Source organism: Streptosporangium sp. G11, assembly GCF_051192615.1.
Lineage (GTDB): Bacteria > Actinomycetota > Actinomycetes > Streptosporangiales > Streptosporangiaceae > Streptosporangium.
The window spans coordinates 383,628-409,726 of record NZ_JBPJUQ010000001.1 but is presented as its reverse complement, the minus strand read 5'-3'; the positions used below and the strand labels follow the sequence as shown (position 1 = coordinate 409,726).

Below are 26,099 nucleotides of genomic sequence, written 5' to 3'. Positions count from 1 at the left end.
CCTCGATGACCACCGCCCGCAGCACGTCACGCACACGATCGTGAGCTCCCGATGACGACCACCCCCATACCCCCGTACCTCACGGCGACCGTCACCGACCACCACGACACCGACCACGGCACCGCGCGGCCGGTTCCCACCCCGCGAGATCCCGCCACCCCGGCCCCCTCGGCGCCGAACGCCGGTTCGTACAACCCCGCCGCCACCACGGCGGGCGGGATGGCGGGCGAGCTGGCCCGGCTGGAGGCCCAGGCGGCGCTCTCGTTCGACGAGGAACTGAGCCTGCTGCGCGAGCTGGGCCTGACCGCGCCGGGCGGCCCGCTGGTGGAGGTCGGCGCGGGGTCGGGCGCGATCACCAGGCGGCTGCGCCGGGCCATGCCCGACCTGTCACTCGTCGCCGTGGACATCGACCCGGACCTGCTCGCTCACGCCGAGGGCGCCGGTGCCGAACTGATCGTCGCCGATGCCGCCGACCTGCCGCTGGAAACGGCGAGCGCGGGATACGTACTTCTCCGGTACGTCCTTCAGCATCTCCCCGACCCCGCACCGGCCCTCGCGGAGGCCCGCAGGATCCTCCGCCCCGGTGGCCGCATCCTGGTCACCGAGGTGGACGCCTCCTGCTGGGGTCTGGCCGAGCCCGCCTACCCGGAACTGGCCGGGATCCACGCCAAGATGGCGGCGACCCAGCAAGCCGCCGGCGGCGACCGTACGATCGGCCGCCGCCTCACCCGCCTGTTACGCGACGCCGGCTTCACGGAGGTCGCCCTTCGCCCGTTCGCCACGACCAACGACACCCGGCCAACGGATGACTTTGCCCCCCACCTCGGTCCGGGACGGCTGCAGCCGCTCCTCACGGCCGGCGTGCTGTCGCTTCGAGAGTTCGCCCTCGCCGCCGACCGCTGGAACCGGTTCCGCGCAGACCCCAACGCCTGGGTGATGCTCCTCGGGTTCACCGCAGCCGGTACCGCCCCCGACGCGCCGTCCGACGGCCGTCACACCACCGAAGGAATCCAGTGAGCACCAACGTCAAGATCTTCATCACGATCTTCTGCTACATCAGCGGCGTGATGGGCATCGTCACCGCTGTCTTCCAGGCCAGCAGCACCCCCGCCAACACCCCCGGAGCGATAGGCGCCGGGGTGATCGGCGGCGTCTTCCTGGTGGCCGGTGTCGCCCTGAGCCGCAAACCCCGCTACTAGATGTACTGACCACAAAGGTTGAGTACAACTAGAGCATGTCTCTTCGACGGGGTGGTCGGTTGATCGGATGTGTCCGTCCGGTCGGTGATCACTGATGCGATGCGGGACCGGATCGAGCCGCTGACGCCGGCCGATCCGGTCCGTGGACGACGGTGGACGGACCACCGCCGAACCCTTGAGGCCATCGCGGCTCGCCCCGGCGGGACCCGCCCGCTGAGTTCGGGCCGTTCAGGACCGCCCGCGAACGCCTGATCAGGTGGGCCGCGGACGGGCACACGGGAACGGGGTCGCGCTGCCGTCCCGACCATGGCGGACGCTCATGACGAGGTGGACTGGACGGTGGCGGTGGTGGTGGTGCGAAAGCGTGCCCGGTAGGTGGTCGGGGCGATGCCCAGGGTGTGCTGGAAGACGCGGCGCATGGTCTCCGCGGACCCGAAGCCGGACTCCTCGGCCACCTTCTCCACGGGGTTGTTCCCCGCTTCGAGAAGGGTCCGGGCCGCCTCCAGCCGTACCGATTCGAGGTAGTGCCCCAAGGTCGTCCCCGTCTCGCGGCGGAAGAGCCTGCTGAGGTGGCGGGCACTGACACCGGCCTCACGGGCCAGGGACTCCAGGCTGTACGGGGCGGCCGGGTCGGCCACGACACCGTCCATCACGAGCCGCAGCACCGGGTGTGCCGTCTCGCACGGGGCCAGGCGGGCGCTGAACTGGGACTGCCCTCCGGGGCGGGCCATGAAGACGACCAGTTCGCGGGCGACGTCGCGCGCGAGACCGGCCCCGTGGTCGGCCTCGACCAGGGACAGCGCCAGGTCGATGCCCGCGGTGACGCCGGCGGAGGTGACGACGTGGCCGTCCCTGACGAACACCGGGTCCGCCTCGACCCTCACCCGGGGATAGGCGGCCGCCAGCTGCGCGGCGAGCCGCCAGTGGGTGGCGGCGCGCCGTCCGTCGAGCACGCCCGTCTGCGCCAGCACGAAGGCCCCGGCGCACACCGAGGTGACCCGCGCCGAGCGGCGGGCGAGCTCCGTGACCAGGGCGAGCAGGTCCTGGTCGGCCACGGCCCGCCGCCAGTCGTGGCGGCCGGGGACGATGACCGTGCCCAGCCGTGCGGGCAGGCTCTCCAGGGCTCCGTCCACCCCGATCCGCACCCCGGAGGAGGTGCGCACGTCCGCGCCGGACGGGGAGACGATCCGTACCGCGTAACGGGCGCCGAAGCCGTTGGCCGTGGTGAGGACCTCGGCGGGACCGGTGACGTCCAGCAGTTGCACGCCGTCGAAGGCCGTCACCGCGACCACGTGCTCCGCCCGCCGGCGCGAGGCTACTCGGCCCACGGGGAGTCCAGGATGGTGCGCACGAAGTCCCCGCGCACGAAACCGGGAACATAGTGGGCGAGCACGTCGGCCTTCACGTTGCCGAACGTGGTCTGCGGCTTGTGCCGGACCCCCTCGGTGAAGGCGTCGAGGATGCGCCGCTTGAAGCCGGGGCGCGGGTGCAGGGCCACGACCGCCGCACGGTCGGCCTCACTGATGTCGTGGTAGCCGATGCCCAGCACGTCGTACTCCACCCCCGCCGTCACCAGTGCCACCTCAGGCTCCATGAACTCGGGGACGCCCGGGGTGGTGTGCAGGGCGATCGCGGTCCACACCCGGCGGACGCCGTCCTCGGGCACCTGGCGCTCCCGCAGGAAACGGCGGGCCTCGTCGGCACTGTCGACCTCGAAACGCCGCCCGCTGCCGTGGAAGGGCTCGCCCAGGCCCAGGTCGTGGAACATGGCCGCGACGTAGAGCAACTCGGGGTCGAAGCCCAGATTCCGGTCGCGCCCCTGCAGGGCGCCGAAGAAGTACACCCGGCGCGAATGGTCGTAGATCAGCTCGCTCACGCTGTCGCGTACCAGCGCGGTCGCCTCCCTCGCCAGCGTCGAGTCCGGCACCCGTATCCCGGCCGCTGCGGAGAAGTCGCCGATCATCGCCATCACCCCTGCTCACACTGCCCACCGGCCCCTCCGGCGGCACCTCCAATCTACGAACCGCCCAATCACGGCGCCATGACCGTAGGGCCCTACAACCCACAGATACGGACATCGACCGGAATCCGCGACGGGGCGACCCCGTGCCGGGCGGGGAAGAGGGCTTCGCAGGAGATTCTTAGGTAGGGTCCACGGCGGCGAGCGCCGGGCCTACCTGGTGCTTCTCGAGTCGGTGGGAGCGGGGGAGCAGCCGTGGGTCACGAAGTAGATCTCCATGGAGATCGACCCGTTCGGGGCGGCGAGGTCGTGGAAGTTGCGGGTCACGGCTGTTCCGAAGACGCGGGGGTACGCCTCGCGGATGGCGGCGTTGACCCGCGTGGCCAGGCGGACGCCCTCCCCGGCGCCGTCGCCGGTGCCGAAGGTCAGGACCATGCCGGCGCGCCGTCCGGCCAGGCGGCCCCCGTGTCCGCGCAGCTCCTGACGTACCTGCGCGGCCAGCACGCCGTCACCGGTGCCGGGGGCGACCCGGAACGAGAGAGTGGTCGGTTCCGCCCGGACGCCTCCGACGAGATCCGTGCAGGGGGAGGGAAGGAGCCGGAAGCGGGCGGGACTTTCCTCTGCCGGGGACTTCTCGGTTTTCTTCCGCTCCTTCCGTGAGGACTCCTCCGCCGGGGGCTTTTCGGTCTGGGGCTTTTCCGCCGGAGGCCGGGTGGTCTCCGTGAGGGACCGGACGGTGTCCGGCCGAAGTCGCGTGGTGTCCGCCACGGCTTCGGCGGGCGAAGCGGGCGAAGCGGGAGAGGGGAGCGGCGCCTGCGTTCCCAGCATGATGATCATGAGCCCGAGCAGCAGGTTGGCGGAGAGCCAACCGGCCATCAGGGGCGAGGCGGAGGTCCTTCGCCGGGCCGTCATCGCGGGGTCCGGATTCTCTGGGAGGCGTCCAAGGCCTTGATCATGGTCGAGGTCCGTGCCACGGCCGCGGCGATGTCGTCACAGGTGTTGTTGATGGCCGCCAGGTGCCCGCCCAGGAGTTCGACGGCGTCGCGTACGTCGATCGCGCTGCCGGCCAGCGCGTCCGTGCTCTTCCGGGTGGCCTCCAGGGTCAGGGTGAGCGCCTCGACCAGCTCGGTGTGTACCTTGCGCGCCGTGGTCCCGACGAAACCGATGTCGGCCGCCGTCTTGCTGAGTTCGGCCCCGAACCGCTCCGGAGAGGAGAGCCGTACCTGGCCGAGTACGAGGCTCGCCTGGGTCAGCGCCCCGCGAAGCCGGACGCGAAGGGCACGGAGCGCCCGCTCCGAGGCGTCCTCCCTGCGGTTTCGCGCGATGTTCTCGTACACGGTCCAGAAGATGAGGCAGAGAATGGAGACGAGGGTGCAGAGCGCGATGTTGTCGAACTCGAACACCTGGGGCAGCCTGCCGTCGAAGCCCTGCTGCCACATCTCCAGGAAGGGCCGTCGAGCCGCCTCCGGCCCGCCGTCGTCGAGGACGTCCCCGTAGGCGCCCGTGGCCGTCATCAACCCGAGCCAGGTGATGAGGACCGGCACGAAGGCGAGGGCCGGACCGACGGCGACGCCGAGCCCCCGGCGCCACCGCCGTTTCCCCGGAGGGGAGGTGGTCTCCGACGGTTCGTCGTCCACGAGGATGCTGTCGTCGGGGGCGAAGGCGGCGAACAGGTCGATCTCGCACCAGCGTCCGGCTCCTCCGGGATCGGTGATCGCGTCCGCGAGGTCGTTCAGCTGGTCCCGGCGGGCCGCCAGATGAGGATGATCGGCGAGCTCGCGAAGCTCGCCGGCGAGCTCCGAGTCCGTCACGGACAACCGACATCCTCTCCTCGATGGTGTCCTCGGCGGTGCCGAGCACCTTTTCGGCAATCCGGATGGACCGATTCATGGTTCTGGAAGCCATGATCATTTTTGCACAGGGCGTGCGTACCGGCGGACGAGGTGAGGTGGCGAGTGGGTGGGGTCACCGGTTCGCGGTCATGGGGATCGGTTTCCCCTGACGACATCGGTGCGTGCGGAGGGCCTCCGGCCGTGGTGGGGGCTCAGGCCGTGCGAGTCAGGGCGGTGGCCGTGCCGTCGATCAGGGCCTGGAGGCCGTGTTCGAAGGCGTCCTCGCCGAACGAGCCGCCGCTCTCCAGGAACGCCGCGATCAAGGTGGCCTCCATGCCTCCGTCGAGCAGTGCGGCCAGCGCTGCGAGCCGGTCCGCGGGCGTGCCCGACGACGCCTGGCGTTCGGTCTGCTCCTGGAGGACGCACCCGTTGACGTAGCGGGTGAGGGCGGTGATCGTACGCAGCGCCAGGGCCGGGGTGAAGCCCCGGCCGACCATGGCGGTCAGTTCCTCGTCGAACATCCTGACCGTCGCCGGGCTCAGGCTCGCGGCGTTGGCGACGAGGCGGGCGCCGTCGCGGTGGGCGAGCAGGGAGGCGCGGTACGCGCGGGCCCGGCGGGCGAGCCAGTCCTGCCAGGATTCGCCGTCGCGGGGCGGGCCCATCCCGGCGGTCAGGACGATCGCGTCGGCCATCCCGTCGAGCAGCTCCTGCTTGTTGCGCAGGTGCCAGTACAGGGCGGGTGACTGGACGCCCAGCTCCGAGGCGAGCCTGCGCACCGTCAGCCCGTCCAGGCCGACCTCGTCGAGCAGCCGCAGCGCCGTGTCGATCATCATCTGCCGGGTCAGGCCGGCCCCCCGCTTGTTCTCTCCCATCGGTTGACACCTTAGCAGCGCTAAGGAAGCATGACGGCGACGCGCACTTAGCGCTGCTAAGGAAAGCTCGCGCGCCGGACGTCCCGAACACCTCGGGGACGCCGGTCACAGAGGGGAGAACCATGTCCGCCATACGAGAACGGCGGCTGACCGGAGCGCTGCTGACCTGCGGTGCCGTCGCCGGACCGCTGTTCGTCCTCGTGGTCGTGATCCAGGACTACACGCGCGCGGACTTCGATCCACGGCGGCAACCGCTCAGCATGCTGAGCCTGGGCGACCTGGGGTGGATCCAGATCACCAACTTCGTGATCACCGGGCTGCTGAACATCGCGTTCGCGGCCGGGCTGTGGCGGGCGCTGCGGCCGGGCCGCGGCGGGACCTGGGGGCCGCTGCTGATCGGCGCGTACGGGACCGGCCTGGTCGGGGCCGGTGTCTTCCGCTTCGAACCGGCGTGGGGCTACCCGCCCGGCGCGCCGCGGGGTCTTCCCGACGCCCCCGGCCTGAGCTACGTCCTGCACGGCGCCGCCTTCGGCCTGGTGTTCGTCTCGCTGGTCGCGGCATGCTTCGTTTTCACCCGTTACTTCGCCGAACGGGGAGAGCGCGGATGGGCGCTCTACTGCGCGGCCACCGGCGTGGCGCTTCCCGCCCTGTATGCGCTGGCGGGGCTGCTGTCGGACGACGGCGAGGACTCCCGGCCGCTGAGCCTGCTCCTGCGCGCCATCGCGCTCCTGGGCTGGGGGTGGGCGGCGGCACTCGCGGTGCGGGTGCGTGGATCGCACACACTGGCCGGGCCCGGCATCGGATGGAGAGGGCGGAGACCGTAGCCGGTCGCGGCACAGAGAAGCCCGCGTCTCGGTCACGTCCACGGCCGTGGTGTACGGCTTTCCGAACTCGCGCGATCTATGGCCGGCCGGTGCCCGTCGGTTCTGGGGGAATCTCACTCTCCACCGGTTCCGGGGGAGGCTCGCTCTCGATCGGTTCGGGGGGCGGCTCCGTTTCGGGAAGGTCAGCGGGAAGGTCGGCGGGAAGTGAGGCCACCGGTATCGGTTCGCGCTGCTCAGGCGGTGGGCTGCCGCTCGTCGGAATCATGGCTCCGAGCACGAGGACGAACCCGATGACCGCCACCAGACCCGCACCGACCTCGTCGGCACCCGGACCGCCGGACAACCGGCGTGGATGCCCGCGCACCCAGACCCTCTTGCCGTTCTGATTCCGGTAATGGCCGTTGACCCAGGTCCAGCGCGTAGCGCCCATGCGAGGACCGTACAGAGGTCACCGGAACGGGACCAGGACAGCGCACGGCAGGGTTTCCTATCTCGCCGTGAGCCAGTCGAGCCTGTTCCATGCTCACCGGTCACGCTCTTGTCGCCGGAGGTCGACATCGTCGGAGCGCGCCTGGTCCTACCGGCATACGGGCGCTGCCGACGAGGACGTAGAGGTCGTCCCGGTCGGTGAGCATGAATGGCTGGAGGGCTGAAGGACGGGCAGACGTCGGGCACCACGCACACAGAAGCGGGAATTAATTCTCTGAATAACTCCTGAATTCAAATACCAATGTGTTTCCATGCCAGGGCGGGTAGAGGTTCCCCTCTTCTGAAGGGACACTCGATTCATGGCCGTCCTGACGCTCGAGACACGTGTCCTGGAGGAGCTGCGGCACTCGAGTCGCCCCCTGGACGACGACGAACTCGCCCGCCGGTTGGACGTCACCCCTCGCCAAACGATCAATCAGGTGTGTCGGAGCCTGGCTCAGGCGGGGCGTCTGCGACGCTATACCGGCCCGGAAGGAAAGATCGTCAACGATCTGGAGCATGTTGGTTCCGTCGCGCCCTCACGTCCGCGGAAGCCGTGCTCAGCCGATGGGCCGAAGCCGGAATTGGAAGGACAGCCCAAGGACCTTCCGCCGGGAAACAGCGATGAGCAGCGACGGGCCGAACGCGTCATGCTGGAGATGGTGGGGGAGCGCTTCGGTGTGGTTCTCGCGCCAAGGGTGATCTCGCTGTCCGACGGAGTGCGTGTGGAGATCGACGGTGTGAGCGATGACCTGTCGATCCTGGTGGAGGCGTGGGCGCATCAGGGCCGGCCGAAGGCCGCCCAGAAGAACAAGGTGCTCTCCGACACGCTGAAGCTTCTCTACGTGGCCTCCACGCTGGAGGTTTCGCCACGGTTGGTGCTGTGCCTGTCCGACCCGCTCGCCGCGCATCACTTCACAGCCGCCAGGTCGTGGGCGGCGATGGCTTTGAGGAACTTCGCCGTGGAGGTGGTAGTGGTCGAACTGCCCGCGGAGGTTCGAGCCGCGGTGCTCGCCGCGCAGACACGACAGTTCCGATGACGCGTTCGTTCCTGATGACGGTGCGGATGCTTTTCCCGGTCTCAGCTCCCACAGCGACGGGAAATAAGGCAGAAGAAGGCGATATATCGGTGTTACTCTTCCGGGGTCGGCCGCGGGACTCCGGCGCGACTTCCGGGACCCGCCTTTGAAGCGATGATTCGCAGCTCGTGCTCCCATTCCCCGGCCGACCTCGTACATCACCCCGGAGGCGGCGATCGAAGCTCACATCGAGACCGTTGCGGATCTGATCGCCGCCGAGGACGTCCTGCTGTTCGTGAACGCGGCGATCACCTCCACCGGCCAGCGCGAGTTCCACTCCGACGCGGACGAGCAGAGCCTCTCGCTGGACTTCCTGCACCGCTACCTGCTGGGCAACTATCGCGACCTGTACGCGGCCACCCTCGCCCTGGACGTCAACGACCACAACGCCGTACTGATCGCTCGAAACCTGCTGGCCACGACGGGGGAGGCGGACCCGGGGCAGCGTCGGGCCGAGGGGCGTCTGATCGCCCGGAGGCTGGCCCTGCTGCCGCCGCCCCGGGTGTACGGGCTGTTCCGCGAGCTGCGCCGGGCCAAGGTCAACAACCGGCGGACCAGGGCGATCATGCGCGACTGGCTGGCCGCCCGTCCCGACCTCGCGTTCGACGCGGTGAAGTACCGCGGCGCCGTCAAGGACGCCGTCCGCCATGCCCACCTGAGGCCGGGCGGGGAGCTGGGGCCGTTCCTGTTCACCCCGCACCGGCCGGTCGCCTACGCCACGCCGATCCTGGAGACCTGGCGGCGGGCCCACTACGAGCAGGCCGCGCTGTACCAGCTGCCCTACACGGTCGCGGAGGGGTTCGCGGCGAAACACCGCATCGCACGCGCCGCCTTCCTGGAGCGCATCGCGCCCCGGCTCACCCGGCTGGAGCGGCTGCGCCTGCAGGAGTCGGCGCGCGGCCTGGGGGCCGGCGCGGTGCGGGCCGACCTCACCACGATGCCATTGACCCGGTTGGCGTCGTACGTGCTCGCCCTCTCGCCGGCCGATCGCGTGCACCGCCGCGCCGAGCTGACGACGGCGCTGCGCGCGGCCGCCCGCCGGACAGCGGGTGATCAGGCCGGGCGATGGGGCGCGGTGGTCGCCGTCCTCGACGACAGCTTCTCCGCGTACGGCTCGGGGCACAAGCGCCGCCGGCCGCTCGCCGTCGCGCTCGCCTGCCATTTCCTCCTGGAGGCGCTGGCCTCCGAGTACACGCCGCTGTGGCTGTCGGGCCGCTCGGACGCGCTGCTCGTCCATCCGTACGGGGCGACACCGCTCGGCGAGCGCATCCTCGACGGCCTCGAACGTGGACCCGGGCGCCTCGTCATCGTCTCCGACGGATGGGACAACTCACCGCCGGGGCTCGCGGGAGAGGTGCTGCGGATCTGGCGCACCCGGCTCGACCCGGACCACACCTGCGGCGTCGTGCACCTCAATCCGGTGTACGACGCCGCCGACTTCGACGTACGGCGGCTGGCGCCCACCGTCCCGACCGCCGGGATTCGCGACGCCGAGAACCTGGTCGCCCTGGTGGAGCTGGCCCATTTCGCGGAGGGGCGCACCGGGATCGTCGAGCTGCGCGCCCACCTGGCGCGCCGCGTCGAGGGGTTCCTGCGGGAGGACGCATGACGGATCTCGCTCTCACCGGGCTCTCCAGCCGCCCCGCCCAGGCGTGGGGTGGCGTACGGCTCGTCCCGCTGGTCCGCGAGGAGCCGATCGAGGACCTGCGGCTCGACGCCCGGCTCCACGACGCGGAGTTCGGCGTCGTCGCGGTGGACTCGCGGACCGAGTACTTCTCCTACATTCCGCACGGGTTCGTGGCGAGCTGGACGCGCGACGGCACCCCCGCCGCGGCGTACGGAACCCAGCTCCGGGGGCCGCAGGAGCCTGACCGCCCGCCCAGCCGGATGTCGCTGCGCTTTCACCGCCGCATGGCTCGCCGAGCCGACAAGGACCGGCTGCGCTTCCTGCCCCTGCACCTGGCGCTCGAAGGTTATCTGGCGCTGCACTTCGGCGGGCCGGAGATCGTGTGGGAGGAGTGGTCACACCGCGCGATCAGCCGCGGGCTCTCGCCCCGCGTCGAGGAGGCGTACGTGGGAGCCGCGGTCAGAGGTCTGGAGGACGCCCTTCGCGTCTTCGAGATCCACCACGGCCAGTGCGGCATTCTCGTCTACGTCGCGGACGCGCTCGCCGCCGTGTTCGTGGTGCCGCATCCCGATGACTACCGTGCCCTGCACACCACCCTCGTACACGATCTGTACGGCGAGCTGATCTACCACTACGCGACGTTCGGCGGGCCGGTGCCCGATTTCCGCGCCCGCATCGCGGACGCGACGGTGCGGTCGCTCGCCGACCTGCGCGCGCAGGCCCGTCGGCAGCAGGACGAGTGGGCGGCCTTCCACGACCAGGTCATGGCGGGCGGGCTGCTGGGCGCGGACTACACCTATCAGCGCGTCTACGAGATGGGCGGGTATCGCCTGTCCCGCTTCCTGCCGCCCTTCGAACGGCAGCGTGAGAACCACATCGGCGAGCTCATCACCGATAGCGCCGGTCGGCTCGCGTACCTCAAGACGTTCCGCCTGTCGGAGAACCAGGTCCGGCGCGGTCATCTGCTGACCATGCTCGCCGCCGGCAACTGGAACGTGGCCGACACCGCCGTCACGCTCGGCGTGACCGAGCCCGAACTCGGCCTGCGCATCGAAGCGGCGGGCTTCGGTCACCTCCTTCGCCAGGACGTCCTTGACCACTACCGCGCCCAGGTCCGCCGCGGTAGTCGGTGACCGCACCGGATGCACCGCCCAGGGTTCCGCGGAGTCGCTGACGCCCCCCCGAGAGCCGGCGAGCCTACCGTGTCCCCTGGCGGACATCGGGTCAGCCCTTGATCTGGCGGGTGATGGACGGGTCGGTGATGGCGGCGTCGTCGGCCAGCAGGAGCGCCTTGGAGATGATGACCGACAGCATGCCGCCCTCCTCCTCGAACGGCAGGAAGACCTGGTCGGGCGCGACATCGGGGACGATGCACAGGTAGGCGTCGTTGGGTTCCATCAGGATGTTGCCCGACCCCAGATGGATCCGGTAGGTGCGCAGGTCACCGCGGACCCGCAGGAAGCGGTCGGTGAGCTCGGCCCGGCCGGCGATACGCAGGCGAGGGAGCAGGCGGGTCAGGGCGTCGCGGCGGATCTCGGCGGTCTCGGTGAGGTCGCCGAAGTTGTAGGAGTGCCAGTAGTCGCCCTGCCCCTGCGGGTCGAGGCCGACGGAGGAGACGCCCACGGCGAGGTCGGCGTCGCGCATGGCCTCCGACAGCACCGGCGACGGCACCTCGGTCAGCGGTGCCGGTCTGCGGAGCTCCTCCTGTGACGACTCCTCGTCGGTGCGATAGAACCGGATCGGCCCGCTGAGGCAGAACGCGGCCGGATCGCCGTAGCGATCGGTCTCCCAGGACTCCCAGGGCAGCTGCATGTCCCAGCGCGCCTGCCAGCCGGGGACCTCCTTGACGGCCTCACCCTGCTCCGAGCCGCCCACCGCGTCCCAGTGGCCGAGCGAGAGGCCGGTCCAACCGCGTTCGGACAGCAGCGCCTTGGCCTGGCCGTACCGCAGCCTGTGTCCGGCGAAGCGGTTGGAGAGCGTCCCGGATCGCTCCTCGGCCGGGGTGAGCAGGTAGACCTCGCGGAAGGCCTGCTTGAACGGTTGCCGCAGCCCGATCTCCAGGAGGTGGTCGCGCCAGCCGCGAACCTCCTCGACGGGTTCCCTGATGGGATGCCAGAGCCGCATCGGCGTGTCGGCACGAGGCTGGATCCGGCGGCCGATCGGATCGGTGAGCTCCCAGCCGTCGGCGGTCCTGACCGGTATCCCGGCGGGGCCCTGCAGGATCTGCCAGATCAGCCGCCTGCCGTGGACGCCGGTGACGGGATGGTCGAGGAAGAACTCCTCGACCTGGTTCCAGCGCCAGAGCCGGTCCTCGGCGAGCGCCCGCTCGACGCGGAACCGCTCGGAGGGCAGGGTCTTCCGGATCTCCTTGAGCGTGTTCCTGAACTCGGTGAGCAGCCCGCCGTGGCTCTCCTTGACCGCTTTCGGGGCTGATCTGACCGGCTTGCCCGCCGGATTGAGAAAGGTCAGCTGCGGTGTGCCCGCCTCGTCCAGCGCCAGCCGGATGACGTGCTCACCCGCCTTCTCCTCCCGTACGCCGTCCGGACCGAGCCCGAACGCCGGCGCGGTCCGGTCGAGCAGTTGCTCGCGGTTCAGCCCGGCCTGTGCGGCCACCGCGTCCAGCGTCCGCGCCACCCTCGCCAGGATCGACTTCTTCCTGACCTTGGCCTGCATCCGGGCGAGCGGGGCCACCACCTCCAGGCCGCCGCGCCCGGCCAGCACGAGCAGGGCGGCGTTGACGAGCATCTCGCAGCGCGAGTTGGGTCCAGAACCGCCGATCCCGATGCCCGCCGCCAGCGCCACCTCCCCGAGCAGCGGGACCGTCCACGGCTCGTCGATCAGCTCACACGTCCACACCATGCCGCGCAGCAGCGTGGCGGTGCGCTCGTGGAGGTATGTCGTCGTGGTCCACGTGTGGTCGCCGTTTCTGTGCCGGTTCGTCGTCTCCCGGTGGGCGGGGAGGCGATCCAGGACCTCCCGGATGAGCACGGCGGCCTCCGGCGTGAGCAGGACGGCGGCCTGCCTGAGCCAGGCGGGGCTGGGGCGCGCCGAGGTGGCGGTCATCCAGTGGCGCATCAGGGGAGACGTCCGCGGGTCGCCGAGGCGCGAGCCGTACTCGGTGGCCACCAGGACGGCGAAACCGTCGCCGCCGCCGGCCAGGCAGGTGGTGACCGCCACGGGGTCGTTCTCGGCGTGCCCGGCCAGGAAGACGTCCAGGTCGCGCTTGAACGACGAGGAGGAGTGCCACGGGGCGCCGGTCATGATCTCCTGGATCCGGCGCATCCGGGGGAGGTGACGGCGTTGCTCCTCGTGGGTGAGCTTCCCGGTGACCGCCCACGGGATGGTCAGCGGGGCCTGGTAGCTGTAACGGTGCTGGAGGGGCTCGACCGCCGCCCGCCAGAGCAGATCGATCTCGTCGCCGGTCCAGGCGGGTTCCCGCTCGGCGACCCGCAGGGCCAGCAGTGCGGGGTTGGGGCGGTGGTCGTGTTCGTGGTCGCGGGACACGCTCATCCGCAACTGCGCCCACACTCCCAGCGCGCGCCACTGCGCGTCGCTGAGATCGGGCCCGAGCGCCGCGGTGACCGTCTCGGCGAACGTCGGCGCGGGCCAGCACTGTTCCGGAACGTAGAGCTCGTCGAGCCGGGCGAACATGTCCGCGCGAGTCCGGTCGAGGTCGCCGAGCCAGCCGAGCTGCTCGGCGGAGAGCTCGCCGAGAAGGCCCATGTCAGAGGTCAACGGTCGTCTCCAGCGGTAGGGGGTACCGCCATGACTACCAACCGGCTCCGACAAAATCCGGCCACAACGCGGGGAGCGGAGATGTTCGCGGGTGGGACCCGCCAGAGGTACGGGGTTTTTGGAATCAGGTACGGAGCTCTTATCCGGGCCGATCTGGCTGACCGCGCCGCCATTCCGGCCGGCTCAGCTCGTCTCCGTCACCCGCAGCTCGATGCGGTCGCGTACCGCCACCGCCCGAGGATCGTCGTAGTCGGCGAGGAGGCTCAGTGCCTCCGTCCAGTGCCGGTGAGCGGCCTCCGGGGCCTCGTCGAGCAGGGCCGCCCCCAGGCCGTCGAGGGCCAGGGCCTCATGCCAGGCGTCGCCGAGCTCGTGATGGACCGCGGCGGCCTGGCGGTGGAAGTCGGCCGCCTCCGCGTGACGGTCGAGGTGGCGATAGGTCTCGCCTACGCCATGCCAGGCCAATGCCTCCCGGCTGCGGTCACCGAGGCGGCGATGGAGCGTGGCGGAGCGGTGGTAGGAGCCCAGTGCGTCGGCGAACCGGCCGCCGGCCTGCTGGGCGTTGCCGAGGGTGATGAGCCAGAAGCCCTCCAGCCGGTTGTGGCGGAGGGCAAGGGCGATGTCCAGTGCGGCCTGAGCCGACTTCAGGGCTTCCTCCACCTCTCCCCGTTCACGCTGGAGCTCGCTCATGAGGCGCAGGACGTTGCCCTCACCTCGCTGGTTGTCCAGGGATCGGTGTGCCGCCAGCGCGCGCCGGACGGCGTCCGCGGCCTCCGGGAGGCGGCCCGCGTGGTAGTGGGTGCTGGCGAGGTTGGACAGCATGGTGGCCTCCCAGTGAGCGGAGTCCTGCTCCTGGAAGGCGACGGCGGCCTGCTCGAAGTGCCCTGCGGCGTCGTCCAGCCGTCTCGTGCGGAGATGCGCCAGCCCGATCAGGTTGAGCGAGTGCGCCTCGCCGAGCCGGTTACCCAGTTCGCGCCAGATCGCCAGCGCGTTCCGGTGGCATTCGAGGCTCTCGGTCAGGTGATTGATCCGGGTGTATCCCATGCCCAGCTCCGTGAGCAACTGTCCCTCCGCGACGCGGTCACCCAGCCGTCCCGCCGCCGCCAACCCCAGGCGGCCCACGGCCAGCCAGTCGGCGACCGGTGCCGAAGGAGCCTGCGCGTTCGACAGGACGGCCGACAGCTGCCAGGTGAGCCGGTCCTGCCCGGTCGAGGCGGCGCTCCTGATCGCCCGCAGGAGGTTCGTGTGGTCACGCTCGGACCAGTCCACGGCGGCGTTGTAGTCGGAGAAGGCCAGCGGATGCACACCGTCCGCGGGCGGCGCGAGTTCCACCCGGGCTTCGGCGGGATTGATCCAGCTCTGGGCGGCGTCGGCGGTGTGCAGGTACCACTCCAGCACCCGGCGCAGCGCGGCCTCGCGTTCCTCGGGCGGTTCCTCCTGCTGTGCCTGGTTGGCGGCGTAGGCACGTAACAGGTCGTGGAACTGGTAACGGCCGGGTGCCGTCTGTTCCAGGAGATGGGCGCCGACCAGGGAGTCAAGGAGCTGCCGGGTCCGGCTGGGGGACGATCCGGCCAGGGCCGCGGCGGCGTGGAGTCCGAACTCGGGACCTGGATGCAGGCCCAGTAAGCAAAACAGCCGGGCGGCCTGCTCGGGCAGGGCACGGTAGGACCACGCGAACACCGTACGGACGGCTCCGGCCTCTTCGTCGTCCCCCGTGCTCAGGGCGTCCCACAGGGCGGACTCGTCACGCAGGTCGGCGATCAGGTCGTCCAGCCGCATGTGCGGGTAGCTGACGGCGCGTTCGGCGGCGATGCGCAGGGCGAGCGGCAACCGGGCGCACAGCCGGGCCAGTTCGGTCAGCTTCTCCTCGTCGTCCTCCGGACGGTATCCGGCGGTGACGGCCCGCAGCAGGGCGACGGCCTCCGGCTCGGGCAGCGTGCCCAGCGTCAGCCGGTGTGCTCCGTCGTGTACGGCGAGGCTCGACAGGCGGTTCCTGCTGGTGACGACGATCAGGCAGCCCACGCTGCCGGGCAGCAGCGGACGGACCTGGCTCGCCGTCGCCGCGTTGTCCAGCACGATGAGCATCCGGCGGCCGGCCAGCCGCGAGCGGTAGAGCGCGGCGGCGGCGTCGGGGTCCTGCGGCACGGAACGGGCGCGGACGCCGAGAGCGACCAGGAAACGGTGCAGGGCCTCATAGGCGGTGACCGGCTCTCCCGGGTCATAGCCACGGAGATTGACGTAGAGCTGCCCATCGGGAAAGCGATCCTGGACCTGGTGGGCCCAGCGCAGCGCGAGCGATGTCTTCCCCACGCCCGCCGTTCCGGCGATCACGTACACCGAGATGACGCGCGGGTCGCCGTCCTTACCGACTAAAACCGTGTTCAGCTCTTCGAACTCGCCGACGCGGTTGACGAACCCGCGCACATCGGCCGGTAGTTGCCGCGGGGTGAGGTCGGCGGGGTCGCTCCGGCTCGGTTTGCCATGCTCGTGGAAGTGAACTCCGCCACTGACGTCCCTGGCCTGTACGACATCACGCGAGGAGCCCGACAGTTCGGAACGCGAACCGCCGGAGCGTTCCTCTCCTTCTCCGGGCTTTTTGACGCCTACTCCATCTTCGTCCTGGGCGAGTGGAGGTGGGCCAACTCGCGGTCGAAGTAGGAAATCACATCTTCTCCGACCTCATATAGGTCTTTAATATATTTTTCCCAACTTTCGATGAAGCTGGGATCGGTGTAGCGGACCGCGCCGTCCGGGACACCGGTCGCGGTGTAGAGAACGTGGTAAAGGGTCCGGCCGCCGAGGATGACCACTTCGGGCAGCGGATCGGTCCTCTCCGAGGCGGCCACCTTTTCCACACCGATCACACGGATCCTCTCACCGCATTCGGCGCGGAGCCGCAGCGAGTGCAGCTCCCATCGCATATACGGTGTGAGCGGCGTCTCGACCACGCGTACCCGGTGAAAGAAGGAGCCGCGGCGTTCGTCCTCCCGAGCGAGCGCGAGCAGGTCGTCTCGTCTCTCGTCGAGAAGCCGTAGCGCCTCGTCCCAGTCGCCTCGGCGAAACGCGTCACGGCTGGGACTGCCCTGCTCCTCGAAATGCTGTCGTCGCTCGAACTTCCAGGAGTCATGGTCGCGAATCTGCGCGTCCCGTTGCCGGAAGTCGCGTCTGTAGGCCTCCCTGACGAGTTTTTCGCCCTGTGGTGGAACGCCTTGTGCGGGAACGACGAAAGGGGCGTGGGGATCAAACATCGGCGATGTCCGCCTTGGCCGTGCTGAGCATGATGCCCGGGATGACGACCAGTCGCTCGTCTGGGGCGAGAGACACACCTTCTGGCAGGTGAGGGCTGTAGGCGGCCGTGAGGTCCCTGCCGATCACCGCGATGTCACCGTTGCTGAGTTGCCAGATATCTGGGCATTCGTCACGGCCGTCCGATCTGTCTAACTCTTTGGCGGACTTTCCTAATCGTCGCTCGAACGACGCGGAAGGGTCCGCCTCCCAGGAACGAGCCATGCCCGCCTCCACTCGGCTTGGCTGTACGTTTTCACCTGTGCGGAGCATATGTTGGACGGTTCTCTGGGACAACGGAATGAGTGAGTTGTCACGCAAAAATAGCCGAAAAACAAACGGCCGGTCCGAAATCAGGAGTAAAGCGGTCTGAGTGAAAAGTGTTCGTAGCATCGCACCGCTTCGCTGATTGTCGATGCGCAGGGTTACGGTGGCCTTACGCCGAGTCGACCTTGAGTGGAGGGATGGCGATCAGATGGACCGTGACAGACTTTTCCGGATTCGCACTATGGCCGCATATCCCGACATCCAGTTCATCGATGATCGATTCTAGTGATCAGTGGACTCTGGAGACTTCAAGAGCACCATGGTACGAACAGTGCACGCATGGCTTTCCTGGCTCAAGGGCTCGCACATTAACGGAAAAGGGAGCGGAAGTGCTGGTGTCGTGGCAGGTCACAACCCCATCTGGGGCGTCTGGTGGTCGATTACGGCAGGTTCACACACGCACGACTCACGCCCTGCTGCCGGAGTGCCGGTCCGGACAAGAACAGCGGATCGGGGCTGCCGGTGGGACCTGAACGCCGGCTCCGTGAAGGATGGTCAGTCCGTGTCCGGTGCTCCGTGCGGCTTCGGAGCGCCGAAGGTGATCCCACCCTCGATATCCCTGGCCTGCACGGCATTACCATGCACGGTGCCGCTGATCTCGTTGTGAACACCACCGGCCTCGGGTTCGGGTGCGGCCTCTTCGGGGCGCGAGGAAAAAGCGCCATAAACCGCCAGCCCCAGCCCCAGCAGTCCGACAAACGCTCCGAGAATGCTGGCGAGCTTATCGGCGCGATCAAGGCCGACCGTAATGAAATACCACCCCAGCGTGGCCAGTGCCACCAGTGCCACGGCTACACCCGACCAGGTCAGTGCGCGTCTCGACATGTGTTCAGTGTCGGCCATGTTCCAGAACGGCGGTAGCCCGCCGCCGCGAAGCCTGTCACGCAGGCGACCCGGTGATGCTCCGTTCCTTGCGAGCGGGCGTCCGCCGGCTTCGCCGTACGAGACGATCGACCAGGTCTTCACCGAGGGCGTCAGGACGGCCGCATGGTCTGGGTGCCGATGACGGAGAGGAGTTTCAGCTTGTCGGCGGCCTCGGTGCCGGGGGCGGCGCTGTAGACGATGATGCGGAGGTCGCTGCCGGGCACGGTGAGCACGTCGCAGTCGAGCGTGAGCGGGCCGACCTCGGGGTGGTGGACGGTCTTGCGGGCCGACTCGTGGGCGCCGACGACGTGGGTGTCCCACAGTTCCGCGAAGCGGGGGCTGACGCTCCGGAGGTCGGTGACGAGCGAGCGCAGACCGGTGTCGGAGGGGTAGCGGGCGGTCGCCGACCGGAGATCGGCGACCGCGGTCGTCTCGAAGCGGATCTCCTGCTCCGGGGTATGGCTGACGCGCTCCAGGCGGCCCGTGAAGTGGCGCCAGATCACGTTGCGGTCGCGCCCGACCAGCAGGGTGGGGTCCCCGAAGAGCGCGGCCCACGGCCGGTTCCATCTGATCAGGTTCCAGGCGGCGTCGTTGACGCTGAGGGGTGTGCCGTCGAGCTGGTCGAGCAGCCGCTGCAAACTCGGGGTGAGGTGCGTGGACATGTGCCCGGCGGTGGGTGGCGGCTGCCTCGCGAGGAGGAACAGGTGCTCGCGTTCCTGATCGGACAGTCTCAGCGCCCGCGCCAGCGCGGTGAGGATCTGGGCGGAGGGGGAGGTCGCCCGGCTCTGTTCGAGACGGGTGATGTAGTCGGCCGACACCCCCGCGAGCATCGCCAGCTCCTCGCGCCGCAGGCCCGCCGCGCGGCGCGGCCCGCCGCCGGGCAGCCCGACCTCGGCCGGATTGATCCGGTCACGCCAGTGCCGCAGCGCGGGGCCCAGTTCTCCGCTTTCGGTCATTTACCCAGTATGCGATGTTTCCCGAGGTACAGCCTGGTATCGCCCGTCCCATCCACGGCCCGGCATCACCCTGGCTGACAGGGGAGGACGCCCTCTCTGTGACCGCCCCCGCCCGGAGGAGGGCGAGACGGGCGTTCCCCGCCCTGGCGACCTCCGCCAGGGAAGGCCAGGACCTGACATTTCTTTGCCACTGTATGGGATTAGGGAGGTGCTTCCTCCGTATTCTGGATGAAAGGTGCACAAAGCTCACCGTTTGGACGTTTTTGGAGTGAGCCGGATGGTAGATGGCTGGGACGACGGGGGAGGGCCCGACGAGAAGGTCGTGGAGTGGTTCCTGGATGGGAAGCTCACGGGGGATGAGGTACGCGCCGCGACCCTGCATTCGTGGCGGCGGTGCCAGGAGGCGGGACTCACGCCCGGCACCGTGCGGCCGCGCATGTCCGATGATCTTGATTTCGACTGCGGAGTGGTGCGCGCGGCCCTGCCCGTGTTCGAGCGGCTGCGTACCGTCATCAGGGGCACCCCCGTGACCATGTTCCTGGGCGATGCGAGTGGGGTCTTGTTCCTGCGCAACGAGGGCGAACCGGCCCTGCGCCGGACTATGGACGCGGTCGGCGCCGCGCCCGGGTTCCACTTCGCCGAGGCGGACATGGGCACCAGCGCCTTCGGCTCGGCGCTGGTGGAACGGCGAATCTGCCAGGTCACCGGCAATGAGCACTTCGCGGAGGAACTGCGCGGGCTCACCGGCGTGGGCGCCCCGATACGCCACCCGCTCAGCGGGCGGGTGGACGGGGCCATCAGCGTCGTCTGCCTGAACGACACGGCCAACGCGGAGATGATGGTCCTGGCCCGGCGATTGGCCGCCGCCGTCGAGCGGCGACTGTTCGAAATGGTGGTCGAACGCGAGCGAGCCCTGATGGAGGAGTTCCTCCGGGCGCCCGATGGAGGCGTCGCGACGGCTTCCACGCCCCTGGACCTGTGCCGCCGTGATCGGCTCGCCCTGGAGGACGCCGCCGTGAGGCTGGTCGCGCAGGGCCTGGCGGCGATGGTGAAGATGGTCCTCTCGGACGGCCGCACCGCCACGCTTGTCGCCCAGCCGATCATCGGTTCCACCGCCATCGCGGTGAAGGCGAGGCTCACCGACGGCCAGGAGGCCCGGCCGAACGGGGGAGGAAGGTGACCGGAACCGACGAGTGGAAGGTGACCGGAACCGACGAGTGGCTGCTCGCCATGAGCGAGCCGGGCATCGGCCGGCTCGCCCTGCGGGCGCGCGAGCGACTCAGCCTGCTGTGCGACGCGGGCTCCCGCATCGGCACCACCCTGAAAGTCACCCGGACCGCCGAGGAACTGGCCCAGGTCGCCGTCCCCCGGTTCGCCGACTACGTCGCCGTCGACCTGACCGACTGCGTCCTGCGGGGTGACGAGCCCGGCAGCATGGACGCGGGGTTGCGCCGGATCGCCTTCGCGGGCATCGGGGAGGGGACCGCTCTGTACCAGCTTGGCGCGCTCATCCACCCGCTCCCGTCCACGCCTCAGGGGCGCAGCCTCGCCACCGAGCAGCCGGTGCTCAGCCCGGTGTTGTCCGCCACCTTCGGGTGGCTGGCACAGGATCCCGAGCGCGGCCGGAGAATCTGTGAGCAGGGCATCCACTCGCTCATCACGGTGCCGGTGCGGGCCCGGGGCGTCACGCTCGGGGTGGTGAGCTTCTATCGCGCCACGGGCAAGGACGCGTTCGAGGAGGACGACCTCGCCCTGGCCGAGGAACTGGTCGGCCGCGCCGCGGTGTGCGTCGACAACGCCCGCCACTACACCCGCGAGCTCGCGATATCCGCAGAGCTGGAGCGCGTCACCGCGTCGTTGCAGCAGGCGCTCGACCGCCAGCGGTGCTTCACCACCGATGCCTCGCACGAACTGCGCACTCCGCTGGCCGGGCTACGGGTCAAGTTGGAGGAGGCGCAACTTCACCCCGACGAGACCGACCTCGCCGACCTGGTGAAACACTCCCTGGGCGATGTGGACCGGCTGCAGGCCATCATCAGCGACCTCCTCATGCTGGCCCGGATCGGAGCGGCACCGTCCGCCGCCCTGGAGCCCGTCGACCTGGCCGTACTGGCCGAGGCCGGAACCGCGCGCCGCACCGGCGATCCGCACCCGGCACGGCTCGACCTCACCGCCGGCATGACGGCCGACGCCGTCCCGGAACAGATCCGCCGGGTGCTGGACAACCTGCTGGACAACGCGCAACGGCACGCCGCGCGCGACGTGGTGGTCACAGTGCGCCGCGCCGGAGGCATAGCCGAGCTCAGCGTCACCGACGACGGCACGGGTGTGCCTCCAGCGGAGCGCGAGCACATCTTCCAGCGCTTCGCCCGGCTGGATACCGCCCGCAGCCGCGACCGCGGCGGCACCGGGCTCGGCCTGGCCGTCGCCCGTGACATCGCCCGCGCCCACCACGGCACCCTCCACGTCGAGGACGCGTCCTCGGGCGGAGCACGCTTCGTCCTCCGTCTCCCGCTCAGCACGCGGACGGCGTGAGGGCCTGGACCGTACGCGAAGGGATCGGACGGTTCGGACGCGCGACGAGCCAGGCGCTCGTCTCGACCGGCTCGCCCAGGTCCACGCCGGTGTCGATGCCGGGTCCGGCCAGTTGGCCCTCGGAGAGTAATGGAACGATCAGTGGCGCCGGCACGTGCGGGAAACCACACACTCGTTTGCGCCTGGCCGCGGCTATGAGAGCGGCGCAGCACCGCAGCCACTCGGGCCAGGTCCACCGCGACGCGGTAGGCGTCCTCGTCATCGGCTGGACGCGGGTTCACCACCGGGGGAAGCCCAGAGGTCAGGGGCCGGGGTACCTCCTGAGCCAGGCGTCGGTGATCTCGTGGTTCCCGGCGAGCCGGGCCGCGAAGTCGTCGGCCAGTCCGGTGATGGCGTCACGGCCCTCAAGGCGGGCGAGCCACTCGGCGGGGAGCGCCGCCTCACCGTGGAGGGTTCCCAGGAGGTTGCCGCAGACGGCGCCGGTGGAGTCGCTGTCGCCGGAGTGGTTGACCGCGAGCAGCAGCGCCCGCGCGACGTCGCCGGGCGCGGGATACGTCAGGGCGCAGTAGACCGCGATGGCGAGCGCCTCCTCGGCGACCCACGCGCCGCCCAGTGACTCGACCTTCGCGGGGCTCGGGCCGCCCTCCGCCGCGAGGGACACGGCGCCGCGCAGCGCCAGGCCGGTCTCCTCGTGTGAGGGGTACGTCGCCAGCAGGTCCATCGCCTTCCGTACGGCCCGCGTGAGCGTCTCGTCCGGCTTCGGGGACCCGTCCGCCTCGATGGGCTCGTCCTCCGTCAGGAAGTGGACGACGGCGGCGAAGGCGCCGGCGGCCAGGTAGCCGGTGGGGTGGCCGTGGGTGATCTGGGCACACTCGGCGGCCAGCTCGAAGGCGTGGCGGGGGCTCCGCGCGCCCAGGCCGAAGGGGGCCGAGCGCATGACCGTCCCGCAGCCCTTGGAATCGGGGTTGACCGGTCCCGGCTCGCCGAACGGCGCGGGGGCGACGGCCCGGGAGCCGCGCAGGCCCGACAGGCAGGCGTTCCCGGGGGCGCGCTGGGAGTAGAGCCACTCCTGCTCGCGGAGCAGGCCGGTGCGGATCAGGTCGTTCCCGGGCGGGGGCGGAACGGGATCGTGGGCAGGACGGTCGTTCGCGGCCGGGGAGGAGACGCGCGGCGGGCGGGCGGTGGGGCGGTCGTTCGCGGGGGAGGGCGGGGGCGGGGAGCGGTGCTGCTGGGTGTCCAGCCAGCGCAGGTAGGCGCGCCGGACCGCGGCGACGTCACCGCCGCGGATCAGCCCCTCCACGGTGAACAGCGTCATCTGCGTGTCGTCGGTGATCAGGCCGACCGCGCCGCGCCAGTCGGGAACCAGCCCGGTCAGGCCCTCGGGGCCGTGCTGCCTGCGGATTCTCCCGATCGACTCGAACTCGACGGGAGCCCCCAGCGCGTCGCCGAGGGCGCCGCCCAGCAGGCAGCCTCTCACGCGGTCGCGGTGGTCCGGCAGGTCATGGACGGGAGGGCGCATGGGCATGGTCCTTTCGTCGTCGCTTGACATCAACATAACTTGAGGTCCGAGACTGTGCGCGAAGCGTCGAGGGAGAGTGATCGATATGCGCATTGTCCAGGTAACCGCGTTCGGGGGACCAGAGGTGCTGGTGATGGACCGGGCGCCGGAGCCGGTCGCCGGGGCCGGGCAGGTCGTGGTCGGGGTGTCCGCCGTGGACGTCCTGTCCCTTGAGACACAGCTCCGCACCGGCTGGGGTGCCGAATTCTTCGGCCAGAACCCGCCGTACGTGCCCGGGGGCGGGGTGGGCGGGCGGGTGGTCTCGGTGGGTGAGGGTGTCGATCCCGGCTGGATCGGCCGCGACGTCATCGCCATGACCGGCGACGGAGGTTACGCCGAGGGGGCCGTGGTCCCGGTGGACGCCCTGGTTCCCGTACCGGACGGGCTGGGCCTACGGGAGGCGACGGCGCTTCTCCAGATCGGCCCGGCCGCGCTGAGCCTGGCGGGCGCGGCCGGGATCAAGCCGGGAGAGCGGGTGCTGGTCACCGCGGCGGCCGGAGGGCTCGGCAGCCTGCTCGTGCAGCTCGCCCACGCGGTCGGCGCCCACGTGGTCGCGGCGGCCAGGGGTGGGCGCAAGCTTGACCTGGCCCGGGAGCTGGGAGCCGACGCCGTGGTCGACTACTCCGAGCCGGGCTGGCCCGAGCGGGTGCGGGAGGCCGCCGGTGACGGGGGACCGCTCGGGGCGACCGGCGGTGACGGGGTGGACGTGGTCTTCGACGGCGCCGGCGGGCGGATCGGTCAGGACGCGTTCGGGATCACGGCGCGCGGCGGCAGGTTCTTCACGTACGGCGTGCCCGGCGGGAGCTTCGCGCAGATCGACCCCGGGGAGGCCGGACGGCGGGGGGTGACCGTGCGCGGGATGGAGCAGGTGCAGTTCGCCCCCGAGGAGGGCAGGCGGCTGGCCGGGCTGGCGCTGGCCGAGGCGGCGGCGGGCCGGATCAGGCCGGTCATCGGACAGACCTTCCCGCTCGAACGGGCCGCCGACGCGCACGCCGCGATCGAGGCCCGCGACACGGTGGGGAAGACCTTGCTGCTGATCTGAGGGTCCGTCGGCCCTTCGCCGGCCGATCCGGGCGCTCCCCACGCCTTCGTCGTGGCGCGCCCGGCACTCCGGCTCATCAACCGATCACGTACACGCCCAGAGGGAGAAGACCATGTCCCAGGCCATCCGCTACGTCCGCCACGGCGGTCCCGAGGTGCTCACCCTCGACGACGTTCCCATTCCCGAGCCCGGTCCCGGGCAGGTGCGGGTCGCGGTACGGGCCGCCGGGGTGAACGGCATCGACTGGAAACTCCGCCGAGGGTTCATGGGCCGTGGCGGACCGCCGGCCGGGCCCGCGGGCGTCGGTGTCGAGTTCGCCGGAACGATCGACGCCATCGGTGCCGGTGCCGGTGTCACCGCGGATGCCGCTGCCGGGGATGGAGGTGGGAACGGGGGCTGGAGTGTGGGGCAGGCCGTCTTCGGCAGGGTTCTCTCCGGCGCCGCGGCCACCCACGTGCCTGCCGACACCGAAGACCTGCTGGCCATGCCCGCCTGGCTGTCCTTCGAGCAGGCCGCCGCGCTGCCGGTGGCCGTCGAGACCGCCTGGCGTACCCTGCGGCGGCTCGACCTGAAGGAGGGGCACACGTTGCTGGTCCACGCGGTCGCCGGTGGCGTCGGGCTGGTCGCCGCGCAGCTCGCCCGGGACAGGGGCGTACGGGTGGTCGGCACGGCGAGCCCGGCCCGTCATGACTTCCTGCGCGAGCTGGGCGTGCGGCCGGTCGAGTACGGCGACGGTCTGGCCGAGCGGGTACGCGCCGCGGCACCCGAAGGTGTCGACGCGGTCCTGGACGCCTCCGGCCGCGACGTGCTCGCCGTGTCGGTCGAACTGGCCGGCGGCCCGGACAGGGTGGTCACCATCGCCGACGGGCGGGCCGCCGAATACGGTGTGAGCTTCTCCACCGGTGCCGACGGGGTCCCCCTGGCGGATGTCTTCGCCGAGGTGCTCCCCCTGCTGGAGCGCGGTGCGCTGCGCGTGCCGATCGAGAGGACCTTCCCGCTGGAAAGGACCGCCGACGCCCACCGCCTCAGCGAGGAGGGACACCTCCTCGGCAAGATCGTGATCACCGTTCCGTGACGCCGGCCCCATGGTTCCCGGACCCGCGCCGTCCGGGCCCGGCGCGGGGAACGAGGTGAAACCGGCGTGAAACCGGCTCCGTCTATTTTGACCTTGACCAGCGCCGACGCCGTCCGCAGGCGGCGTCGGTGCTGTGCTTGAGGTGAAGGTGGTCGTTCGTTATTCGGGGCTCAACGACACGACACCGGGGCGACATGGGTGCGGCCGGCCGGCCGACCGTACCCATGTCCATCGCCTCGCCTCTCGCTCGGTCCGGGCTCGGGTGGTACACCGGCCGAGAACGACGTCAGGCGGTCAGCGTCGACCGCCGGAGTCATCGCCGCGGCGGTCACGGGGGCTGTCACGGCGGTGACGCCGGAAACCGGGTCGTACGCGGTCACCGCGGCTCCGCCGAGGGGTGTCGGTCACTTCTCCGCGGGCCCGCTCTCGCCGGACGTCCGGCACCAACGGCCAGGCGCCGAGTACTCATCGTCCAACGGCGGGTACCGGCCGCTCGGCGCTGAGTGGCAGGTCGGCACGGGGGCCGGTGACCAGGTGGACCGAACCGGCCCGTTACGCGGCCGCCGGCACTCGGCGGGAGCAGGGCGATAACGGATCGAAGGGGAGGAAGTTCAACAGCGAGATCCCATACGCGGCACCTGATGGTCGTGGTTTGCTATCGATCACCAACGCCCGCGGGGGTATGGCACCGATCTGTTGACGATCAAGGAGAGAGATGAAGAAGATCAAAACGGGGTTGCTGGCGCTGATGGTGGCCGGGTTGCTGGGCGCGAGCGCCACGCCCGCCTCGGCGATCGTTCTGCATGACCAGGTCACCAAGCCCGACTACGACAGTCACTGGATGGACCCGGGCGAGTAGCACAC

Annotated in this window: 24 protein-coding genes; 11 read left to right on the top strand and 13 right to left on the bottom strand. The window is 70.4% G+C overall.

Annotated elements, in window-relative coordinates:
• The first annotated feature begins 51 nt into the window (after positions 1–51).
• Positions 52–1,017, top strand: coding sequence for a class I SAM-dependent methyltransferase (locus tag ACSDR0_RS01955; RefSeq protein ID WP_435286948.1), 966 nt, complete (start codon positions 52–54; stop codon positions 1,015–1,017).
• The gene (locus ACSDR0_RS01950; RefSeq protein ID WP_435286947.1) at positions 1,014–1,199 is read left to right on the top strand and encodes a hypothetical protein; all 186 of its coding nucleotides are present in this window, start codon (positions 1,014–1,016) and stop codon (positions 1,197–1,199) included. Before ACSDR0_RS01955 ends, ACSDR0_RS01950 begins: the two co-directional genes overlap by 4 nt.
• Before the next feature lie 317 nt (positions 1,200–1,516).
• On the opposite strand, the gene ACSDR0_RS01945 is transcribed toward ACSDR0_RS01950, so the two are convergent.
• The 5 genes from ACSDR0_RS01945 to ACSDR0_RS01925 all read right to left on the bottom strand — a co-directional run bounded on the left by ACSDR0_RS01945 (position 1,517) and on the right by ACSDR0_RS01925 (position 5,863).
• Complete coding sequence (locus ACSDR0_RS01945; protein ID WP_435286946.1) at positions 1,517–2,527, bottom strand: GlxA family transcriptional regulator; 1,011 nt, start codon at positions 2,525–2,527, stop codon at positions 1,517–1,519.
• The gene (locus ACSDR0_RS01940; RefSeq protein WP_435286945.1) at positions 2,515–3,168 is read right to left on the bottom strand and encodes an HD domain-containing protein; all 654 of its coding nucleotides are present in this window, start codon (positions 3,166–3,168) and stop codon (positions 2,515–2,517) included. The genes ACSDR0_RS01945 and ACSDR0_RS01940 overlap by 13 nt, the downstream gene beginning before the upstream one ends.
• A gap of 204 nt (positions 3,169–3,372) precedes the next feature.
• A complete protein-coding gene (locus tag ACSDR0_RS01935; RefSeq protein ID WP_435286944.1) occupies positions 3,373–4,071 on the bottom strand; it encodes a hypothetical protein in 699 nt (232 codons plus the stop codon).
• Positions 4,068–4,970, bottom strand: coding sequence for a hypothetical protein (locus tag ACSDR0_RS01930; RefSeq protein WP_435286943.1), 903 nt, complete (start codon positions 4,968–4,970; stop codon positions 4,068–4,070). Before ACSDR0_RS01930 ends, ACSDR0_RS01935 begins: the two co-directional genes overlap by 4 nt.
• Positions 4,971–5,203: 233 nt before the next feature.
• On the bottom strand, positions 5,204–5,863 hold the full coding sequence (locus ACSDR0_RS01925; protein ID WP_435286942.1) for a TetR/AcrR family transcriptional regulator C-terminal domain-containing protein: 660 nt from the start codon (positions 5,861–5,863) through the stop codon (positions 5,204–5,206).
• A gap of 122 nt (positions 5,864–5,985) precedes the next feature.
• Between ACSDR0_RS01925 and ACSDR0_RS01920 the strand changes: the two genes are divergently transcribed.
• Positions 5,986–6,687, top strand: coding sequence for a DUF998 domain-containing protein (locus ACSDR0_RS01920; RefSeq protein ID WP_435286941.1), 702 nt, complete (start codon positions 5,986–5,988; stop codon positions 6,685–6,687).
• 76 nt (positions 6,688–6,763) lie between these two features.
• Here ACSDR0_RS01920 and ACSDR0_RS01915 read toward each other — a convergent pair whose 3' ends face one another.
• Entirely contained in the window at positions 6,764–7,117 is a 354-nt protein-coding gene (locus tag ACSDR0_RS01915) for a hypothetical protein (RefSeq protein WP_435286940.1), read from the bottom strand.
• Between the two features lie 358 nt (positions 7,118–7,475).
• Here ACSDR0_RS01915 and ACSDR0_RS01910 point away from each other — a divergent pair, with 358 nt between their 5' ends.
• The 3 genes from ACSDR0_RS01910 to ACSDR0_RS01900 all read left to right on the top strand — a co-directional run bounded on the left by ACSDR0_RS01910 (position 7,476) and on the right by ACSDR0_RS01900 (position 10,994).
• A complete protein-coding gene (locus ACSDR0_RS01910; RefSeq protein WP_435286939.1) occupies positions 7,476–8,195 on the top strand; it encodes a hypothetical protein in 720 nt (239 codons plus the stop codon).
• A 274-nt stretch (positions 8,196–8,469) separates the two neighbouring features.
• Positions 8,470–9,843, top strand: coding sequence for a hypothetical protein (locus ACSDR0_RS01905; protein ID WP_435286938.1), 1,374 nt, complete (start codon positions 8,470–8,472; stop codon positions 9,841–9,843).
• Positions 9,840–10,994, top strand: a complete 1,155-nt coding sequence (locus ACSDR0_RS01900; RefSeq protein WP_435286937.1) for an ARPP-2 domain-containing protein — start codon at positions 9,840–9,842, stop codon at positions 10,992–10,994. Before ACSDR0_RS01905 ends, ACSDR0_RS01900 begins: the two co-directional genes overlap by 4 nt.
• A gap of 91 nt (positions 10,995–11,085) precedes the next feature.
• On the opposite strand, the gene ACSDR0_RS01895 is transcribed toward ACSDR0_RS01900, so the two are convergent.
• The 6 genes from ACSDR0_RS01895 to ACSDR0_RS01870 form a co-directional block, all read right to left on the bottom strand.
• Positions 11,086–13,596 carry a DUF4132 domain-containing protein gene (locus ACSDR0_RS01895; RefSeq protein WP_435286936.1) on the bottom strand — a complete coding sequence of 837 codons (2,511 nt, stop codon included), beginning with the start codon at positions 13,594–13,596 and terminating at the stop codon, positions 11,086–11,088.
• Positions 13,597–13,779: 183 nt separating this feature from the next.
• The gene (locus ACSDR0_RS01890; protein WP_435286935.1) at positions 13,780–16,017 is read right to left on the bottom strand and encodes an ATP-binding protein; all 2,238 of its coding nucleotides are present in this window, start codon (positions 16,015–16,017) and stop codon (positions 13,780–13,782) included.
• A gap of 179 nt (positions 16,018–16,196) precedes the next feature.
• Positions 16,197–16,841: a DUF6879 family protein gene (locus ACSDR0_RS01885; RefSeq protein ID WP_435286934.1), complete on the bottom strand. Its 645-nt coding sequence runs from the start codon at positions 16,839–16,841 to the stop codon at positions 16,197–16,199.
• The gene (locus ACSDR0_RS01880; protein WP_435286933.1) at positions 16,834–17,103 is read right to left on the bottom strand and encodes a hypothetical protein; all 270 of its coding nucleotides are present in this window, start codon (positions 17,101–17,103) and stop codon (positions 16,834–16,836) included. Before ACSDR0_RS01880 ends, ACSDR0_RS01885 begins: the two co-directional genes overlap by 8 nt.
• A gap of 597 nt (positions 17,104–17,700) precedes the next feature.
• On the bottom strand, positions 17,701–18,171 hold the full coding sequence (locus tag ACSDR0_RS01875) for a hypothetical protein (protein ID WP_435286932.1): 471 nt from the start codon (positions 18,169–18,171) through the stop codon (positions 17,701–17,703).
• A gap of 8 nt (positions 18,172–18,179) precedes the next feature.
• Complete coding sequence (locus ACSDR0_RS01870) at positions 18,180–19,025, bottom strand: helix-turn-helix transcriptional regulator (protein WP_435286931.1); 846 nt, start codon at positions 19,023–19,025, stop codon at positions 18,180–18,182.
• A gap of 268 nt (positions 19,026–19,293) precedes the next feature.
• On the opposite strand from ACSDR0_RS01870, the gene ACSDR0_RS01865 reads away from it, so the two are divergent.
• Entirely contained in the window at positions 19,294–20,205 is a 912-nt protein-coding gene (locus ACSDR0_RS01865; RefSeq protein ID WP_435286930.1) for a hypothetical protein, read from the top strand.
• The gene (locus ACSDR0_RS01860; RefSeq protein WP_435286929.1) at positions 20,202–21,560 is read left to right on the top strand and encodes a sensor histidine kinase; all 1,359 of its coding nucleotides are present in this window, start codon (positions 20,202–20,204) and stop codon (positions 21,558–21,560) included. Before ACSDR0_RS01865 ends, ACSDR0_RS01860 begins: the two co-directional genes overlap by 4 nt.
• A gap of 301 nt (positions 21,561–21,861) precedes the next feature.
• On the opposite strand, the gene ACSDR0_RS01855 is transcribed toward ACSDR0_RS01860, so the two are convergent.
• On the bottom strand, positions 21,862–23,079 hold the full coding sequence (locus ACSDR0_RS01855) for an ADP-ribosylglycohydrolase family protein (protein WP_435286928.1): 1,218 nt from the start codon (positions 23,077–23,079) through the stop codon (positions 21,862–21,864).
• Between the two features lie 85 nt (positions 23,080–23,164).
• Here ACSDR0_RS01855 and ACSDR0_RS01850 point away from each other — a divergent pair, with 85 nt between their 5' ends.
• From ACSDR0_RS01850 to ACSDR0_RS01840, 3 genes are all read left to right on the top strand, one after another.
• Complete coding sequence (locus ACSDR0_RS01850) at positions 23,165–24,160, top strand: zinc-binding dehydrogenase (RefSeq protein WP_435286927.1); 996 nt, start codon at positions 23,165–23,167, stop codon at positions 24,158–24,160.
• A 112-nt stretch (positions 24,161–24,272) separates the two neighbouring features.
• Entirely contained in the window at positions 24,273–25,235 is a 963-nt protein-coding gene (locus tag ACSDR0_RS01845; RefSeq protein WP_435286926.1) for an NADP-dependent oxidoreductase, read from the top strand.
• 715 nt (positions 25,236–25,950) lie between these two features.
• Entirely contained in the window at positions 25,951–26,094 is a 144-nt protein-coding gene (locus ACSDR0_RS01840) for a hypothetical protein (RefSeq protein ID WP_435286925.1), read from the top strand.
• Positions 26,095–26,099: the final 5 nt, after the last annotated feature.

What these genes read in the sequence shown, in the direction of transcription:
- ACSDR0_RS01955 (WP_435286948.1), top strand. Translation starts at nt 52, where the DNA reads ATGACGACCACCCCCATACCCCCGTACCTCACGGCGACCGTCACCGAC.
- ACSDR0_RS01940 (WP_435286945.1), bottom strand. Translation starts at nt 3,168, where the DNA reads ATGGCGATGATCGGCGACTTCTCCGCAGCGGCCGGGATACGGGTGCCG.
- ACSDR0_RS01935 (WP_435286944.1), bottom strand. Translation starts at nt 4,071, where the DNA reads ATGACGGCCCGGCGAAGGACCTCCGCCTCGCCCCTGATGGCCGGTTGG.
- ACSDR0_RS01925 (WP_435286942.1), bottom strand. Translation starts at nt 5,863, where the DNA reads ATGGGAGAGAACAAGCGGGGGGCCGGCCTGACCCGGCAGATGATGATC.
- ACSDR0_RS01920 (WP_435286941.1), top strand. Translation starts at nt 5,986, where the DNA reads ATGTCCGCCATACGAGAACGGCGGCTGACCGGAGCGCTGCTGACCTGC.
- ACSDR0_RS01915 (WP_435286940.1), bottom strand. Translation starts at nt 7,117, where the DNA reads ATGGGCGCTACGCGCTGGACCTGGGTCAACGGCCATTACCGGAATCAG.
- ACSDR0_RS01910 (WP_435286939.1), top strand. Translation starts at nt 7,476, where the DNA reads ATGGCCGTCCTGACGCTCGAGACACGTGTCCTGGAGGAGCTGCGGCAC.
- ACSDR0_RS01900 (WP_435286937.1), top strand. Translation starts at nt 9,840, where the DNA reads ATGACGGATCTCGCTCTCACCGGGCTCTCCAGCCGCCCCGCCCAGGCG.
- ACSDR0_RS01885 (WP_435286934.1), bottom strand. Translation starts at nt 16,841, where the DNA reads ATGTTTGATCCCCACGCCCCTTTCGTCGTTCCCGCACAAGGCGTTCCA.
- ACSDR0_RS01880 (WP_435286933.1), bottom strand. Translation starts at nt 17,103, where the DNA reads ATGGCTCGTTCCTGGGAGGCGGACCCTTCCGCGTCGTTCGAGCGACGA.
- ACSDR0_RS01870 (WP_435286931.1), bottom strand. Translation starts at nt 19,025, where the DNA reads ATGACCGAAAGCGGAGAACTGGGCCCCGCGCTGCGGCACTGGCGTGAC.
- ACSDR0_RS01855 (WP_435286928.1), bottom strand. Translation starts at nt 23,079, where the DNA reads ATGCGCCCTCCCGTCCATGACCTGCCGGACCACCGCGACCGCGTGAGA.
- ACSDR0_RS01850 (WP_435286927.1), top strand. Translation starts at nt 23,165, where the DNA reads ATGCGCATTGTCCAGGTAACCGCGTTCGGGGGACCAGAGGTGCTGGTG.
- ACSDR0_RS01845 (WP_435286926.1), top strand. Translation starts at nt 24,273, where the DNA reads ATGTCCCAGGCCATCCGCTACGTCCGCCACGGCGGTCCCGAGGTGCTC.
- ACSDR0_RS01840 (WP_435286925.1), top strand. Translation starts at nt 25,951, where the DNA reads ATGAAGAAGATCAAAACGGGGTTGCTGGCGCTGATGGTGGCCGGGTTG.